15 protein-coding genes are annotated in these 15,001 nt (G+C 65.2%); 10 read left to right on the plus strand and 5 right to left on the minus strand.

Annotated elements, in window-relative coordinates:
• The first annotated feature begins 10 nt into the window (after positions 1-10).
• From ACZY0X_RS08440 to ACZY0X_RS08450, 3 genes are read left to right on the plus strand one after another with little or no spacing between them, the layout of a single operon-like run.
• The gene (locus ACZY0X_RS08440; RefSeq protein ID WP_463769368.1) at positions 11-883 is read left to right on the plus strand and encodes a carbohydrate ABC transporter permease; all 873 of its coding nucleotides are present in this window, start codon (positions 11-13) and stop codon (positions 881-883) included.
• 45 nt (positions 884-928) lie between these two features.
• Positions 929-2,011, plus strand: a complete 1,083-nt coding sequence (locus ACZY0X_RS08445) for an ABC transporter ATP-binding protein (protein ID WP_463769370.1) — start codon at positions 929-931, stop codon at positions 2,009-2,011.
• Positions 2,012-2,057: 46 nt separating this feature from the next.
• A complete protein-coding gene (locus tag ACZY0X_RS08450) occupies positions 2,058-3,326 on the plus strand; it encodes a DUF4032 domain-containing protein (protein ID WP_463769372.1) in 1,269 nt (422 codons plus the stop codon).
• 88 nt (positions 3,327-3,414) lie between these two features.
• Here ACZY0X_RS08450 and ACZY0X_RS08455 read toward each other — a convergent pair whose 3' ends face one another.
• Positions 3,415-3,642 (minus strand): hypothetical protein, encoded by a 228-nt coding sequence (locus tag ACZY0X_RS08455; RefSeq protein ID WP_463769374.1) that lies wholly within the window; start codon positions 3,640-3,642, stop codon positions 3,415-3,417.
• 32 nt (positions 3,643-3,674) lie between these two features.
• On the opposite strand from ACZY0X_RS08455, the gene ACZY0X_RS08460 reads away from it, so the two are divergent.
• Positions 3,675-5,951, plus strand: coding sequence for an ATP-dependent DNA ligase (locus ACZY0X_RS08460; protein WP_463769376.1), 2,277 nt, complete (start codon positions 3,675-3,677; stop codon positions 5,949-5,951).
• 3 nt (positions 5,952-5,954) lie between these two features.
• Here the strand turns inward: ACZY0X_RS08460 and ACZY0X_RS08465 are convergent, their stop codons facing one another.
• Positions 5,955-6,584 carry a TetR/AcrR family transcriptional regulator gene (locus ACZY0X_RS08465; protein ID WP_463769378.1) on the minus strand — a complete coding sequence of 210 codons (630 nt, stop codon included), beginning with the start codon at positions 6,582-6,584 and terminating at the stop codon, positions 5,955-5,957.
• A gap of 116 nt (positions 6,585-6,700) precedes the next feature.
• Here ACZY0X_RS08465 and ACZY0X_RS08470 point away from each other — a divergent pair, with 116 nt between their 5' ends.
• Genes ACZY0X_RS08470 through ACZY0X_RS08485 form a run of 4 tightly spaced genes read left to right on the plus strand, consistent with a single transcriptional unit; the run spans position 6,701 to position 10,631 of the window.
• A complete protein-coding gene (locus tag ACZY0X_RS08470) occupies positions 6,701-7,531 on the plus strand; it encodes a mycofactocin-coupled SDR family oxidoreductase (RefSeq protein ID WP_463769380.1) in 831 nt (276 codons plus the stop codon).
• Positions 7,528-8,340 carry a mycofactocin-coupled SDR family oxidoreductase gene (locus ACZY0X_RS08475; RefSeq protein ID WP_463769382.1) on the plus strand — a complete coding sequence of 271 codons (813 nt, stop codon included), beginning with the start codon at positions 7,528-7,530 and terminating at the stop codon, positions 8,338-8,340. The genes ACZY0X_RS08470 and ACZY0X_RS08475 overlap by 4 nt, the downstream gene beginning before the upstream one ends.
• Before the next feature lie 27 nt (positions 8,341-8,367).
• A complete protein-coding gene (locus ACZY0X_RS08480) occupies positions 8,368-9,180 on the plus strand; it encodes a carboxymuconolactone decarboxylase family protein (protein ID WP_463769384.1) in 813 nt (270 codons plus the stop codon).
• Positions 9,177-10,631: an aldehyde dehydrogenase family protein gene (locus ACZY0X_RS08485; RefSeq protein ID WP_463769386.1), complete on the plus strand. Its 1,455-nt coding sequence runs from the start codon at positions 9,177-9,179 to the stop codon at positions 10,629-10,631. Before ACZY0X_RS08480 ends, ACZY0X_RS08485 begins: the two co-directional genes overlap by 4 nt.
• A gap of 31 nt (positions 10,632-10,662) precedes the next feature.
• On the opposite strand, the gene ACZY0X_RS08490 is transcribed toward ACZY0X_RS08485, so the two are convergent.
• Together ACZY0X_RS08490 and ACZY0X_RS08495 are read right to left on the minus strand one after the other, a co-directional pair.
• Positions 10,663-11,943: a cytochrome P450 gene (locus ACZY0X_RS08490; protein ID WP_463769388.1), complete on the minus strand. Its 1,281-nt coding sequence runs from the start codon at positions 11,941-11,943 to the stop codon at positions 10,663-10,665.
• Positions 11,940-12,176, minus strand: a complete 237-nt coding sequence (locus ACZY0X_RS08495) for a ferredoxin (protein WP_463769390.1) — start codon at positions 12,174-12,176, stop codon at positions 11,940-11,942. Before ACZY0X_RS08495 ends, ACZY0X_RS08490 begins: the two co-directional genes overlap by 4 nt.
• Before the next feature lie 120 nt (positions 12,177-12,296).
• On the opposite strand from ACZY0X_RS08495, the gene ACZY0X_RS08500 reads away from it, so the two are divergent.
• Both ACZY0X_RS08500 and ACZY0X_RS08505 read left to right on the plus strand, forming a co-directional pair.
• Positions 12,297-12,896, plus strand: coding sequence for a TetR/AcrR family transcriptional regulator (locus tag ACZY0X_RS08500; RefSeq protein ID WP_463769392.1), 600 nt, complete (start codon positions 12,297-12,299; stop codon positions 12,894-12,896).
• Positions 12,897-13,058: 162 nt separating this feature from the next.
• On the plus strand, positions 13,059-13,898 hold the full coding sequence (locus tag ACZY0X_RS08505; RefSeq protein WP_463769394.1) for a mycofactocin-coupled SDR family oxidoreductase: 840 nt from the start codon (positions 13,059-13,061) through the stop codon (positions 13,896-13,898).
• Between the two features lie 3 nt (positions 13,899-13,901).
• Here ACZY0X_RS08505 and ACZY0X_RS08510 read toward each other — a convergent pair whose 3' ends face one another.
• Positions 13,902-14,777, minus strand: a complete 876-nt coding sequence (locus tag ACZY0X_RS08510; protein WP_463769396.1) for a DUF732 domain-containing protein — start codon at positions 14,775-14,777, stop codon at positions 13,902-13,904.
• Between the last annotated feature and the right edge of the window lie 224 nt (positions 14,778-15,001).

Here is a 15,001-nt window from a genome sequence, read left to right on the forward strand (position 1 = left end):
GAGCACCAGAATGACATCAGCCACTGAAGCAGCTGCACCCGTGGCAGACGCGCCGGTCATGAAGCGAAAGGTCAAGCGCCGCAGGTTCGATGCCTGGGGTGTGGTCGCCTGGATCGTCGGCCTGGGCTTCTTCTTCCCGGTGTTCTGGATGGTGCTCACGTCGTTCAAGCAGGAGGTCGACGCCTACACCCCATCGCCGAAGTTCTTCTTCGCACCCACCCTGGATCAGTTCCGGGCGGTGTTCGATCAGGGCGTCGCCACCGGCCTGCTGAACTCGTTGTTCGCCACGACGGCGTCGACCATCCTGGTGCTGCTCCTCGGCGTTCCCGCGGCGTTCGCGCTGTCGCTGCGGCCGGTCCGTAAGACCCAGGACGCGCTGTTCTTCTTCATGAGCACCAAGATGCTGCCGATCGTCGCAGCGATTGTCCCTCTGTACGTGATCGTGTCCAATATTGGTCTGCTGGACAATATCTGGGCACTCGTCATCCTGTACACCTCGATGAACCTGCCCATAGCGGTGTGGATGATGCGGTCGTTCTTCCTCGAGGTGCCCGGTGAACTGCTCGAGGCTGCCAGCCTGGACGGTGCCAGTCTGTGGCGTGCGGTGCGTGAGGTGATCCTGCCGCTGGTGTCGCCCGGAATCGCCGCGACCGCACTGATCTGCGTGATATTCGCCTGGAACGAGTTCTTCTTCGCGGTCAGTCTCACCGCGGTGCAGGCCCAGACGATGCCCGTGTTCATGGTCGGCTTCATCGCCGGCGAGGGCCTTTACTGGGCCAAGTTGTGCGCAGCGGCCACCATGGCCGCTCTGCCGGTGATCCTGGCGGGCTGGGTGGCGCAGAACAAGCTGGTCCGCGGCCTGTCCTTCGGCGCCATCAAGTAACCCCGACCAGAACCCTCGAGCCAAAAGTACTGAAAGGTAACCACAATGGCCGCAATCACCTACCGCAACGCCTCGTGCATCTACGAGAGTTCGGACAAGCTCGCCGTCGACTCGCTCAATCTCGACATCAAGGACGGTGAGTTCGTCGTCCTGGTCGGCCCGTCCGGCTCGGGCAAGAGCACCGCGCTGAGGATGCTGGCTGGCCTCGAGGACATCGACGAGGGCAGCATCGAGATCGGCGGCAAGGACATGACCGGCGTGCCGTCCAAGGACCGCGATATCGCGATGGTGTTCCAGAACTACGCGCTGTACCCGAACAAGACCGTCGCCGAGAACATGGGCTTCGCGCTCAAGCTTCGCGGCGTCTCCTCGGGTGAGCGGCGGCGCAAGGTCGAGGAGGCCGCCAAGATGCTCGACCTCACCGAGTTCCTGGACCGCAAGCCCGCCAAGCTCTCCGGTGGTCAGCGCCAGCGCGTGGCGATGGGACGGGCCATCGTGCGTGAGCCGCAGGTGTTCTGCATGGATGAGCCGCTGTCGAACCTCGACGCCAAGCTGCGAGTGCAGACCCGCACCGAGATCGCCGCCCTGCAGCGTCGGCTGGGCACCACCACCGTCTATGTCACCCACGACCAGGTCGAGGCCATGACGATGGGCGACCGGGTGGCGGTGCTCAAGAACGGAAAGCTGCAGCAGTTCGCCTCGCCCGCAGACCTTTACGACAAGCCCGCCAACGCCTTCGTGGCGGGCTTCATCGGCTCGCCCGCGATGAACCTGGTGACGGGGCAGATCGTCAGCACCGGCGTGAAGATCGGCGACGACTCCACCCTGCAGCTCGAGCGCGACCAACTGTCGCTGCTGCAGGACGCCGGCCTGTCCGAGGTCACCGTCGGCGTCCGGCCCGAACACCTTGAGGTGTCCGACGGCGGTGGTATCGACGTCGTCATCGACCTCGTCGAGGATCTCGGCAGCGAAACCTACCTGTACACGCACGCCAGCCCCGGCGTGCACCTGGTGGCGCGATCGTTCTCCCGCACACCGGCCCGTCTCGCCGAGACCGTCGAACTGCGCAGGAAGCCCGAGGGCGTCGTGCACATGTTCAATCCGGACACCGGTGAACGCATCGGCTGACAGGCGCACGTCGCCACCGGCGGGCAGGAGCGAAGCGACCCGGGAAATGCCCGAGTTGCGGCTCCGCGCACCGACTCCCGGCCTGCTCGCGCTGCCATGGGACCGTCCGCTGGAACGGTGGTTGGTGCCTGACGTCGCGCTGCGTGATATCGCGGTGGGTCCGAGTCGCCACCTGGTGAAGTTCGTCGAGGCCGACGGTCATCTCTGGGCGGTCAAGGACATGCCGCCGCGGGTCGCGGTCAAGGAGTACGACGTGCTGCGTCGGCTCGAGGAGATGGGGCTACCGGCCGTGCGTGCCGCCGGTCTGGTGCTGCAGCCCGAGTTCGAGACGGCCATCCTGCTGACTCGTTATCTGGAGGGTTCGTGGCAGTACCGCCGGCTGTTCATGCGGCTGCCACCCGATCAGCCCAAGCACAGGGCGCGGCTGCTGGACGCGATGGCCGGGTTACTGGTGGAGCTGCATCGCCACGGAGTGTTCTGGGGTGACTGCTCATTGGCGAACACGCTGTTCTCGCGGGACGGTCAGCTGCTGCAGGCATGGCTCGTCGATGCCGAGACGTCCGAGGTGCATCCGTCCCTGAGTCGCGGTCAACGTCGGCACGACCTCGAGATCCTCGTGGAGAACGTGGCGATGGGCATGCTCGACATGGCCGAGCGGCTCGAGCAGCCGGAGTCGTTGCACCACACGCTGATTGCCGAGGCCAAGCAGGTGCAGGTCCGGTATGACACGCTATGGGATCTGCTACACGCCGCACCCGTGCTGGACTTCACCGACCGCTACCGCGTCGAGGGCACCATCCGGGCACTCAACGACCTCGGCTTCGTGGTCGATGAACTCTCACTGCAACCCGACAGCGCCGACCCGAGCCGGCTCCGCGTGCACGTCGCCGTGGGCGACCGTCGGTACCACGCGCGGCATCTGCGGGATCTCACCGGTTTGGACGTGGGGGAGGGACAGGCTCGCATCCTGCTAGGCGATCTGCATGCGTACCAGGCGCAGCTGTGCCTCGAGGCCGGACACGACGTCGACGAGTCGACCGCCGCGCGGCTGTGGGTCATCGAGGTGGTGACCCCGACCGAGCAGTTGGCTCACGCCGCATTGGGCCACGCCGGTACACCGATCCAGGCCTACTGCGATCTGCTGGAGGTGCGTTGGCTGTTGAGCGAGAGGGCCGGCCACGACGTCGGTACCTCCAGAGCTCTTGCCGCGCTGGCACGCGACGGCATACCCGCGGACTCCGCGGCGAAGTTGGCGATCGCCGAGATTCCGACGCAACCGTTCGCGGTGCTGTCGGAAGACGACGACGCGGATTAGCTGGCCGAAGCCCTCGACTGTGGGGTTTGTCGTCGGAAAACTGGCTGATCGTCGACAGCAAGGCTCACACTCGGCATCAGATCGACGATCAGGTGACGGGTTGCTCGGCCGGGTTGAGGCCGAACGGGAGGTCGGGACTGACACCGGACGGTGCGTGGGTGAAGATCTGCGACGAACTGGTCCGGCAGTTGCTGTCCACAGGGTTCTGATCGCCCGAGCAGTAGGGCACCAGATCTTGCGGGTCGGCACCGGCCACCGGCGCTGCCAGCAGCGCTGCCCCACTCAGGAGCAGTGCCGCCAACGCGCGCTTTCCCACCTGGTGAATCCTACTCCCGACATACTGGATGGGTGGAGCGTTGCGGGCGGGTGAGACTGACCAACCCCGACAAGGTGCTGTATCCCGCCACTGGCACCACGAAGGCCGAGATCTTCGAGTACTACGTCACCATCGCCGAGGTGATGCTGCCGCATATCGCTGGGCGCCCGGTCACCCGCAAGCGCTGGCCCAACGGTGTCGGACAGCCGGACTTCTTCGAGAAGCAGCTCGCCTCGTCGGCACCCGAGTGGCTAGACCGTGGTTCGGTCACACACAAGTCAGGAACGACCACTTACCCGATCATTGACAGCCAGGAGGGGCTGGCCTGGATTGCGCAACAGGCGGCGCTCGAGGTGCACGTGCCACAGTGGCGGTTCGTCACACCGGACACACCAGGCGACGCGACGCGCATCGTGTTCGACCTGGACCCCGGCGAGGGCGTGACGTTCCGTCAACTGTGCGAGGTCGCCCATGAGGTGCGGGGTTTCATCACCGACATCGGTCTGACCACCTACCCGCTGACCAGTGGGAGCAAGGGCCTGCACCTCTATGTGCCGCTCGCAGACCCGGTGAGTTCGCGGGGCGCATCGGTGTTGGCGAAGCGCATCGCCGTGCAGCTCGAGCAGGCGATGCCCAAACAGGTCACGGCGACGATGACCAAGAGCCTGCGCACGGGCAAGGTGTTTCTCGACTGGAGCCAGAACAGTGCCGCCAAGACCACCATCGCGCCGTACTCGATGCGCGGTCGCGACCAACCGACCGTCGCGGCGCCGCGGACCTGGGAGGAGATCGAAGGCCCAGATCTGAGGCACCTGAGCTTCCAGGAGGTGCTGGCGCGCGTCGAGCGTGATGGTGACCTACTGGAGGGGCTGGACGAAAGTGCGCCGCGACCAGACAAACTCACCACCTATCGGGGCATGCGAGACGCGGGTAAGACGCCCGAGCCGGTGCCGCGCGAATCGCCCGTCACCGGCAATGACAACACGTTCGTCATCCAGGAGCACCATGCCCGCCGGCTGCACTACGACTTCCGGCTGGAGCGCAACGGCGTGCTGGTGTCGTGGGCGGTGCCGAAGAATCTGCCCGAGACCACGTCGGTCAATCACCTCGCCGTGCACACCGAGGACCACCCGCTGGAGTACGCCACCTTCGAGGGATCGATTCCCAAGGGGGAGTACGGCGGCGGTGAGGTCATCGTCTGGGACTCGGGGACGTATGAGACCGAGAAGTTCCGGGACCCTGGGGTCGACGGCGAGAGCGTGGACGGTAAGAAGGGCGAGGTCATCGTCACGCTGCACGGGTCGAAGATCGAGGGTCGCTACGCGCTGATCCAGACGGGCGGCAAGAACTGGCTGGCCCACCGGATGAAGGAGCAACCGGCCGCCACCGCGGAGGATCTGGCGCCGATGCTCGCGACCCACGGCTCGGTGGAGAGGCTGACGCCGATCGTGTGGGCGTTCGAGGGCAAGTGGGACGGTTACCGGCTGCTGGTCGACGCCAATCACGGTGAGCTGCAGCTACGCTCGCGCAGCGGCCGAGACGTCACGCACGAGTATCCGCAGCTGCGGGCGTTGGCCGCCGATCTGGCCGACCATCACGTCATTCTCGACGGCGAGGTGGTGGCCCTCGATGAGGCGGGGGTGCCGAGCTTCGGCTTGATGCAGAACCGCGGCCGCTCCGACAGCAACATTGAGTTCTGGGCCTTCGACATCCTCCAGCTCGACGGCCGATCGTTGTTGCGGGCCAAGTACTCCGACCGTCGCAAGTTGCTCGAGACGCTGGCGCAGGGCGGCGGGCTGATCGTCCCCGAGCAGCTGCCCGGTGACGGACCTGCGGCGCTGGAGTACGCCCGCGAGCATCGGTGGGAGGGCGTGATCGCCAAGAAACGTGACTCCACCTATCAACCGGGCCGACGCTCGCAGTCGTGGATCAAGGACAAGCTCTGGCAGACCCAGGAAGTCGTGATCGGCGGATGGCGGGCCGGCGAGGGCGGCCGGACCAGCGGCATCGGTGCGCTGTTGATCGGCGTTCCCGAGGACGACGGGCTGCACTTCGCGGGACGTGTCGGCACGGGCTTCACCGACAAGGACCTCGCCAAGCTCAAGAAGACGCTGGCGCCGTTGCACACCGACGAGTCGCCGTTCAGCAAGCGGCTCACCGGACCCGATGCCAAGGGCGTGACGTTCGTGCGGCCAGAACTGGTGGGGGAGGTGCGCTACAGCGAGCGGACGACCGACGGGCGGCTGCGGCAGCCCAGTTGGCGCGGTATGCGACCGGATAAGAGCCCCGGCGAGGTGGTGTGGGAGTAGGCGTCAGTGGCCGAGGCGTACTTGAACGCCGCGGGACGCGTCATAGCCGACCGTGAGCCAATACACCGTGCGGTCGAGAATGGGGACGATCTCTGTGATCTCGAGTTCGCCCGCCGCGAATCGGCCCAGGAGGCCGTAGATCACCGTGGACAGAATGGCCTCGAGGTCGCGAACGAATTCTTCGTCGACGTCGGCGAGGACCTCCATGAAGGATGGAACGGTGATGTCGAGGCCCCGACGGAAGAGTTCCTGACCGCCTGAGGCGGCCCTCGCGCGGAAGAACGCCGTGAGCATCGCGGGATGCTCCTCCCACGGTTCGAAGATCGAGCGCAACAGGCGCATCATCCCGTCGTAGACCGACTCCTCCGGCGGAGGGGATTGGTGTACCAAACCGGCGTAGCGGTGCTCGTCCATCCAGCTGTGCAGCGCGGCAAGGATCAGCTCGTCGCGGGTTGAGTAGCGCTTGTAGATGGTGGCCAGTGAGGTCCGTGCGCGGCGCGCCACCTCACGGAGCTGAACCGCGTCGTATCCCTCGGTTTCGAGTAGTACCGCGACGATGTCGAGAATCCGGTCGCGTGGCGCACCTGTGGCGGCACGGTTTGTTTCGGCACGGTTTGTTTCGGCACTGACCATCGTCGAGAGACCCCCTTGCCGATCTTGAGTAACCAGGTTACCGTACCGGGGGTGTAACACGGTTACTCAGGTCACATCGCCGTTTGCGTGTGACGACTGCAACGGAGCGAGGATCGATGGGTTCACTAGACGGCAAGGTCGCCTTCATAACGGGAGTGGCGCGTGGTCAGGGGCGCAGCCACGCCGTTCGCCTGGCCTCGGACGGCGCCGACATCATCGGCGTCGACATCTGCGCCGACATCCCGTCCAACGGCTATCCGATGGCCAACCGCGACGAACTCGACGAGACGATCGCGATGGTCGAGCAGGCAGGCGGCAAGATGCTCGGTTCGGTGGCCGACGTCCGCGATTTCGCCGCGGTGAACAACGCGCTCAGCGCGGGCGTCGGGCACTTCGGGCGCCTCGACATCGTCTGTGCCAATGCGGGTATCGCGACGATGGCATTCCGCGAGTTGACCATCGAGGAAGAACTCGAGCAGTGGACCGACGTGCTCGACGTCAACTTGGTGGGGGCGTTCCACACCGCGAAGGCGGCCATTCCTCACCTGCTCGCCGGCGGGCGCGGGGGATCGATCGTCTTCACCAGTTCGACCGCGGGGCTACGGGGCTTCGGCGGCCTGCAGGGTGGGGGACTTGCGTACGCCGCGTCGAAGCACGGCATCGTCGGACTGATGCGGACGCTATCCAATGCGCTTGCCCCCGAGAGCATCCGGGTGAACACCGTGCATCCGACAGCGGTCAACACCATGATGGCGACGAATCCGGCGATGACGTCGTTTCTGGAGAACTATCCTGACGGCGGGCCGCACCTGCAGAACCCCATGCCGGTCGGGCTCCTCGAACCGGAGGACATCAGCGCGGCGATCGCCTACCTCGTCTCCGATGCCGCCAAGTACGTCACCGGAGTGACGTTTCCGGTCGACGCCGGATTCTGCAACAAGCTGTGACCGCGGCGAGCGGCCGGGTCGCCGGCAAGCGGGTTCTGGTCACCGGTGCGGCGCGCGGGATGGGGCGCAGCCACGCCGTGAGGTTGGCGCAGGAGGGTGCGGATCTCATCCTCGTCGACATCTGCGCGTCGCTGCCCGACGTCGAGTACCCGCTGGCCACGCGGGACGACCTCGACGAGACGGCTCGCCTAGTGGAGAAGCATGGCAGGCGTGCGAGCGTCCACGTCGTGGATGTGCGCAGTGCGGCGGCGTTGGCCTCCGCCGTAGACGCCGGTGTCGCCGAGTTGGGCGGACTCGATGCGTCGGTGGCCAACGCCGGCGTGCTGACCGTCGGAACGTGGGACACCACCACTCCAGAACAGTGGCGGACCGTGGTCGACGTGAACCTGATCGGCACGTGGAACACCTGCGCCGCCGCCCTGCCGCACCTGGTGGAGCGCGGCGGCAGCCTGGTGAACATCAGCTCGGCTGCCGGACTGAAGGGCACGCCATTGCACACCCCCTACACGGCATCCAAACACGGCGTCGTTGGGCTGAGCAGAGCTCTTGCCAATGAGCTTGCGGCTCAAAATGTCCGGGTCAACACGGTGCACCCCACCGGGGTTGAGACCGGGATGCAGCCTGCGTCGTTGCATGGGCTACTCGCCGAACAGCGGCCGGACCTGGTGCCGATCTTCCTCAACGCCATGCCGATCGTCATGGCCGAGGCCATCGACATCAGCAACGCGGTGTTGTTCCTCATCTCCGATGAATCCCGATACGTCACCGGGCTGGAGTTCAAAGTCGATGCCGGCGTCACCCTGCGGTGAGCTGGATTTCACGAGAAAGCGCGAACGATGACAACGATTGACACCGACCGGGCCGAGCGCGGCAGGCGTGCGTTCTCCGACGTAATGACGTTCCCGGCGCCCGACGCCTCCACGCCCGCAACGGCGAACATGATCGACTTCGTCTTCGCCGAGGTCTGGGACCGGCCGGGGCTCAGCCGCCGGAATCGGCGCTTCGTGACGCTACCCTGCGTCGCGGCCGCCGATGCCGAGGGACCGTTGCGCGATCACGTATACGCGTCGCTCAACAGCGGCGACGTCACGATCACCGAAATACGGGAAGTGGTACTGCATTTCGCCGTGTACAGCGGATGGCCGAAGGCGTCCCGATTCAACATGGTGGTCGACGAGCAGTGGGAGCGCATCCACCGCGATCGCGGGCAAACGGTACCGTCAGCCGACACGCTTCTGCCGCTGACCACACCGAGTGATCCGGAGGCGCGACTGGCCACCGGTGAGCAGGCATTCCGCGATGTCAACTGCGTGCCGTACGTACCCACTCGCGACAACCCGTACTCAGGTGCCGGCATCCTCAACTTCGTGTTCGGCGAGATGTGGCTTCGGCCGGGGCTGGGGATGAAGGAACGAAGGCTCGTGACGGTGGCGTGCGTGGCGTTCCAGGATGCGCCGTACCCGATCTTGAGCCACGTGTATGCGGCGCTGAAGAGTCGTGACATCTCGTTCGACGAAATGGATGAACTCGCCTTGCATTTCGCGGCGTACTACGGATGGGCCAAGGGATCACACCTCAACGACGAGATCGTACGACAGAGGGAACGCGTGCTCGAGGAATGGCGGACTGAAGCGAGCGCGCCGCAGTGACAACCGCGTCGTCATTGACGGTCGGCGTACTGATCGATGGTGAGCTGATCAGTCAGTCCTCCGGCGGCAGCTACGAGCACATTTACGCGGCCACCGGTCGGACCAACGTCACGGTCCCGCTGGCCGGGGCTGCCGAGATCGATCGAGCCGTCGCATCGGCCTGGGACGCCCAACGGGCGTGGATGTCGTTGACGGTGGATCGTCGTCGGGACATGCTGATCGACCTCGCCGACGTCGTGCACGAGCATCTCGACGAACTGGCGCTGCTCAACGTGCACGACTACGCGGTGCCGGTCGCCTTCGCAGGTACCGCCCACATGCTCGAGTGGTTCCTCCGTCACTTCGCCGGCTACGTCGACAAGCCGCATGGCACGAGTTCCCCGGTCAACGGGTCGTTCGACGTCAACCTCATCGAGCGCGAACCGTATGGCGTGGTCGGCGTCATCACTCCGTGGAACGGCGCGCTGGCGGTGGCGGCATCGTGTGTGGCACCCGCCTTGGCAGCGGGAAACGCGGTGGTGTTGAAGCCCTCGGAACTGGCACCCCTGGCCGCGGTGCGGTTCGGCGAACTGTGCGTCGAGGCTGGCTTGCCACCCGGACTGGTCAACGTCGTACCCGCCGATGCCGTCGGGGGCGAGGCCCTCGTTCGACATCCAGGAGTCCGCAAGATCCATTTCACAGGTGGTGATGTGACCGCACGTCATGTGCTCGTGGCGGCGGCGGCCAACCTGACCCCGGTGGTGGCCGAGCTGGGTGGAAAGTCCGCCAACGTCATCTTCGAAGACGCCGATCTCGATGCGGCGGCGGCGATGTCGGCCCATCAGGGTCCACTGATGCAGTCCGGTCAGAGCTGCGCCTGCGCGAGTCGTGTGCTGGTGCAGGAGTCGGTGTACGACGCGTTTCTCGAGAAGTTCCTCGGCACGGTCGGTTCGGCAAAAGTGGGTGACCCCCTCGATCCAACCGTCTTCTTCGGACCGGTCATCACCGAGTCGTCGGCACACCGGATCCTCGGCGTCATCGATGAAGCCGTCGCGCAACACTCAGGTGAACTGCTCCTGGGAGGTACGCGGATCGGCGGAGCACTCGCCCAGGGTTACTACATCGAGCCGACCGTGTTCGGCAACGTCGACAACGCATCCGCACTCGCGCAACACGAGACCTTCGGTCCGGTCGTCTCGGTCATCAGATTCCGCGACGAAGCCGATGCCCTGCGCATCGCCAATGACACCCCGTATGGGCTCAACGCCTTCGTGCAGACCCGCGACCTCACCCGCGCCCACCGCTTCGCACGCAAACTGGAGTCAGGGTCGGTGTGGGTCAACCAGATGAGCCTCATATCCCCGCAGGGACCCTACGGCGGCTATAAGCGAAGCGGATTCGGACGCACGGGCGGCCTCGACGGGCTCCATGAGTTCCTACAGACCAAGAACATTCGCATCGGTATGGGCTGAGGCTGGCATTGCTGCTGCCGCGAAGGTCGTGTCACCTTTGCGCGGTGAACTCGATGTGCAGCTCGGTGAGTCCGCGCAACAGGAACGTCGGCTCGTAGGCGTATCGCCGCTCACTGGGGCCGCCGTGCCTGGATTCGCTGATGGTGATGTCGCGCAGGCGGTCCAGCAGGCGGTGCACAGTGACGACTCCTTCAGCGCGTGCCAGCGGTGCGCCCGCGCAGGTGTGAATTCCCCTGCCGAACGCGATGTGCTCCCGTACGTTCTTGCGATCCAGACGGAAGACGTGTGGATCGTCGAACTTGACCGGATCGCGATTAGCCGCCCCTAGACACAGCATCACCACAGTCCCGGCTTTGATGGGCACTCCGCCGAGAGTGGTTGTCTTACGGGCCAACCGGAAGTCGACCTTGGTGGGACTCTGGAAACGCAGCGCCTCCTCCATGAAGGCGGGAATCAAGTCGCGATTCGCGCGCAGCTGATCCTGAAGCTCCGGTCGATCACCCAGGGTCTGCACGGCCGCGCTCAGCAGCTTCGTGACGGTCTCCTGCCCAGCGGCGAAGAGGAATGTGGCCGGCCGGGCCACCTCCAGAATCTCCGGCGTCGAGCCATCGGGGTAGGTCGCGGCGGCCATGCCGCCCAGCACGTCGTCGCGCGGCTCGCTGCGCCGGTCAGCGATGTATCCGCTGAATCTGTCGTCGAGGTACTCAAGGGGGTTGAGTCCAACCGCCTCACCGTCGAGCGCCCCGACACGGTTGCCCTGCGGCTTCTCGGCGCCGAGGGCGCGGCGGAACTCGGCCCGGTCCTCCTCGGGCACTCCGAGCAGGTCAGTGATGGCCAGGGTCGCGAAGGGCCTTGCGTACTCGGAGAGGAACTCGCAACGACCGTTGTCGATGAACTCCTCGAGCTGCGTGTCGACGAGTCGCCACATGAAGTCCTCGTTCTCCTTCAGCCGGCGTGGCGTCAGGAGCCTGCTCAGCAGTGATCGCGCCCTCTCGTGGGACGGCGGATCCATGACCACCATGTGCTCGAAGATCGGGAATTCGTGGCGGTGCGCTTCGATTTGGGCTGTGATGTCGTCGCCCTCCGGCTCGAAGGGCAGCGGCGGGAACGGCCCACCGATCGCGTTGACCGCAGAGAAGGAGTCGACGTCCTTGAATGCCGCCATTACCTCGGCGTAGCCCGTGACCGCGACGACGCCGTGGTGCGGCTCCTGGAACACCGGACCTTGGCTGCGCAGGTATTCGTAGTAGGCGTAGGGATCCTGAGCGATCTCAGCGTTGCTGAAGTAGTCGACGTCAGCCAGTTCAGTCATTGGATGGGCCTTCCGAGATTGTTGGTCAGTGGGGCGTCAACCCAACTGATGGCTTGGCGGGGACAGGCGGCGATGGCGGCGTTTACGTCGTCGTGCCGGGTGGCGTCCGGGGACTCCTCGCCGACGGCGATGTCATCCCCGAGCTCGAAGACTTCCGGTGCGATGTCGATGCACAGCGCGTGCGCTTCACAGAGTCGCGGATCAACGCGGACGCTTCTTCCGGCGGGCATCATTTCTCCTCGCTCTCGCGGGGTCATGGTGTCAAAACTGATCGATCGACCAAAATGGTAAGGTGCTGCATGCTTATCACGGGCCGCGGAAGTCGGTCAAGCCAACGTCGGCTGGGCCGTTGAGTGGCGACATCCCGAAAAGCGAAGTCGGATGACGGCGGGGCGCGCCTGCGTCTGATCGAGGCGACCGCGCAGATCATGCACGACGAGGGGTATGCCGCTGCGACGTCGCGGAGGGTGGCCGCGAAGGCCGGTGTGAAGCAGGCGCTGGTCTACTACTACTTCCCGACCATGGACGATCTGTTCCTCGAGGTGCTGAAAGTCGGCGCCGACGTGGCGCTGGCTCAGATGCGCACGGCGTTGACTGACGACGATCCGATCCGCGCGCTCTGGCATATCAACAGCGATGCCCGCGGGACCGTGCTCAACACGGAGTTCATGGCCCTGGCCAACCACCGCAAGGTGATCGGCGCCGAACTCAAGGCGTACGCCGAACGGGTTCGCGATATCGAAACGGCGGCCGTCACGATGGTGATGCGTGCCAATGGTGTCGATCTGGACGCCTACCCGCCGGTCGCCATCGCGATGCTCGTCGCGCAGACGGCCCGCAGCCTCGGCAACGAGATGGCAGTCGGAGTGACCGCGGGACATGACGAGTTGCGTGCACTCGTCGAGCGCCACATCGACTTACTCACCAAACCCGTCTCGGTGGTTCGCGGCTAAATTCGTTCGCCTCGCACCGTCCTCGAATCTTCGGGGGCGGCGTCGATTCACGTCTTCTGGTGGGTGGTGCGCGCGGCGACTCGGCTGTTGACATCCCCAGTTCGCCCGTGCGATGGTTCCTGATCGATCGATCAATTTCAAACGAGTGATTGCGAGGGGCACATGTCCGGTCGGTTAGAGGGCAAGGTTGCGTTCATCACCGGGGCGGCTCGCGGCCAGGGCCGCAGCCATGCGGTCCGACTCGCCGAGGAGGGCGCCGACATCATCGCGGTCGACATCTGCGGTCCGGTGAGCAACAACACGCAGATCGAACCGGCGACCCCCGAAGACCTCGTCGAGACGGCCGATCTGGTCAAGCAGTTGAATCGGCGCATCGTCACCGCCGAGGTGGACGTGCGCGACTATGACGCGGTCAAGGCCGCGGTCGACGGCGGCGTCGAGCAGCTGGGGCGGCTCGACATCATCTGCGCGAACGCGGGCATCGGCAACGGCGGGCAGACGCTGGACCGCACCAGCGAGGAGGACTGGACCGACATGATCGACGTCAACCTGTCCGGTGTGTGGAAGACCGTGAAAGCGGCTGTCCCGCACCTGATCTCTCAGGGTGAGGGCGGTTCGATCATCCTCACGAGTTCCGTTGGCGGGCTAAAGGCCTACCCGCACACCGGTCACTACATCGCCGCAAAGCACGGCGTGGTCGGCTTGATGCGCACGTTCGCAGTCGAACTCGGACAGCACTCGATCCGCGTCAACTCGGTTCACCCGACGAACGTCAACACTCCGTTGTTCATGAACGAGGGGACGATGCGGCTTTTCCGGCCGGACCTCGAGAACCCGGGCCCAGACGATCTCGCCGTCGCTGCGCAGTTCATGCACGTGCTTCCGATCGGCTGGGTGGAGCCCGTCGACATCAGCAACGCGGTGCTCTTCCTCGCCTCAGACGAGGCGCGCTTCATCACTGGCCTGACTATGACGGTGGACGCCGGAAGCATGCTCAAATAGGCGTCAGTGGCCGAGGCGGACTTGAACGCCGCGGGCTCGAAGCTGTTCGAAGGTATAGCTGAACTCGCCACGCCGTCCGACGGAGACGACGTAGCGGTCCTGGCCTTCGGTGACCGGGAAGCTGAAGGAGAACGTGCATTCGGCGGTGTTCCCCTTCCCCTGCCCGAGTGAAGTGGTGGCAAGGAACTCGCCCTTGCCGTTCTTGACGGTCACGGCGGTGCCCTCGCTGACGTCGGAGTATCCGTCTGCTCCCTCGCACGATGTCCCGTCCGACGCGACACCGTTCAAGCCCGCACTGTCCGCGAGGATGAATACCCCTGAGACTGACGCTGTTTCGAGAACATGAAAACCGTGGGTGAACTGCGGGCAGAACGCGTCGACGGCTATCTTGTCGGCGGGCAGCCCCTGTTGCGGCTCGCCATCTTCGAGCCGGCGACATACCTGCCGTCCATGCGCGACGGCATTCGCATCGGAGTTGAACTGGCTGGTCAGCCCGGCATCGTTCAGCGCTGCAAGGTACGTGGTTTCGGGCGGCGGTGGCGCCCAACGGTCCGGCAGCAGCAGCACCCATGTCACCACTGCCGCGACGGCGAGAATCGCAGTGGCTATGCCCGTTGCGAACCACGTCGAGCGAATGCTCGACCGGGGGTTCGGCACCTCGTGATAGGCCGGCAGCATCTTCCCGCCGACCGGGTCGCTCGATTCGGCCTTGCCGTTGCGCACACGGTTCGTCGGATGGTCGGCGAGGAAGTAACGGCCCTCATATCGCCCGGTGGGGTCCGAGCGCCACCCCGTCAAGGAGGTCGACGTCTGTGCAGGTCCACAGCGACCACAGATGCCGCTTGCGTCCACGTCGGAACCGCAGTACGGGCAGGTCATCGGTGTCGATCCCGGAACAGTGGCCCCCGTGCCGTCGGTCCGAAACGGTCAACCGACGACCCCGAGTCCGCACGCATGCCCCCGACATCCGTCATCACTAACCGTTATATGCCCGATGACCAGGTCCGCAGAGGCAATTCGGCAGCATTGCACGCGACAGGTGGCGAGCCTGCAACGAGATGCCGGGCGCTCTGCCAATAGTTTCAGGGTGCCCGAAAACAATC

This window comes from Mycobacterium sp. IDUB_39 (genome assembly GCF_055419205.1).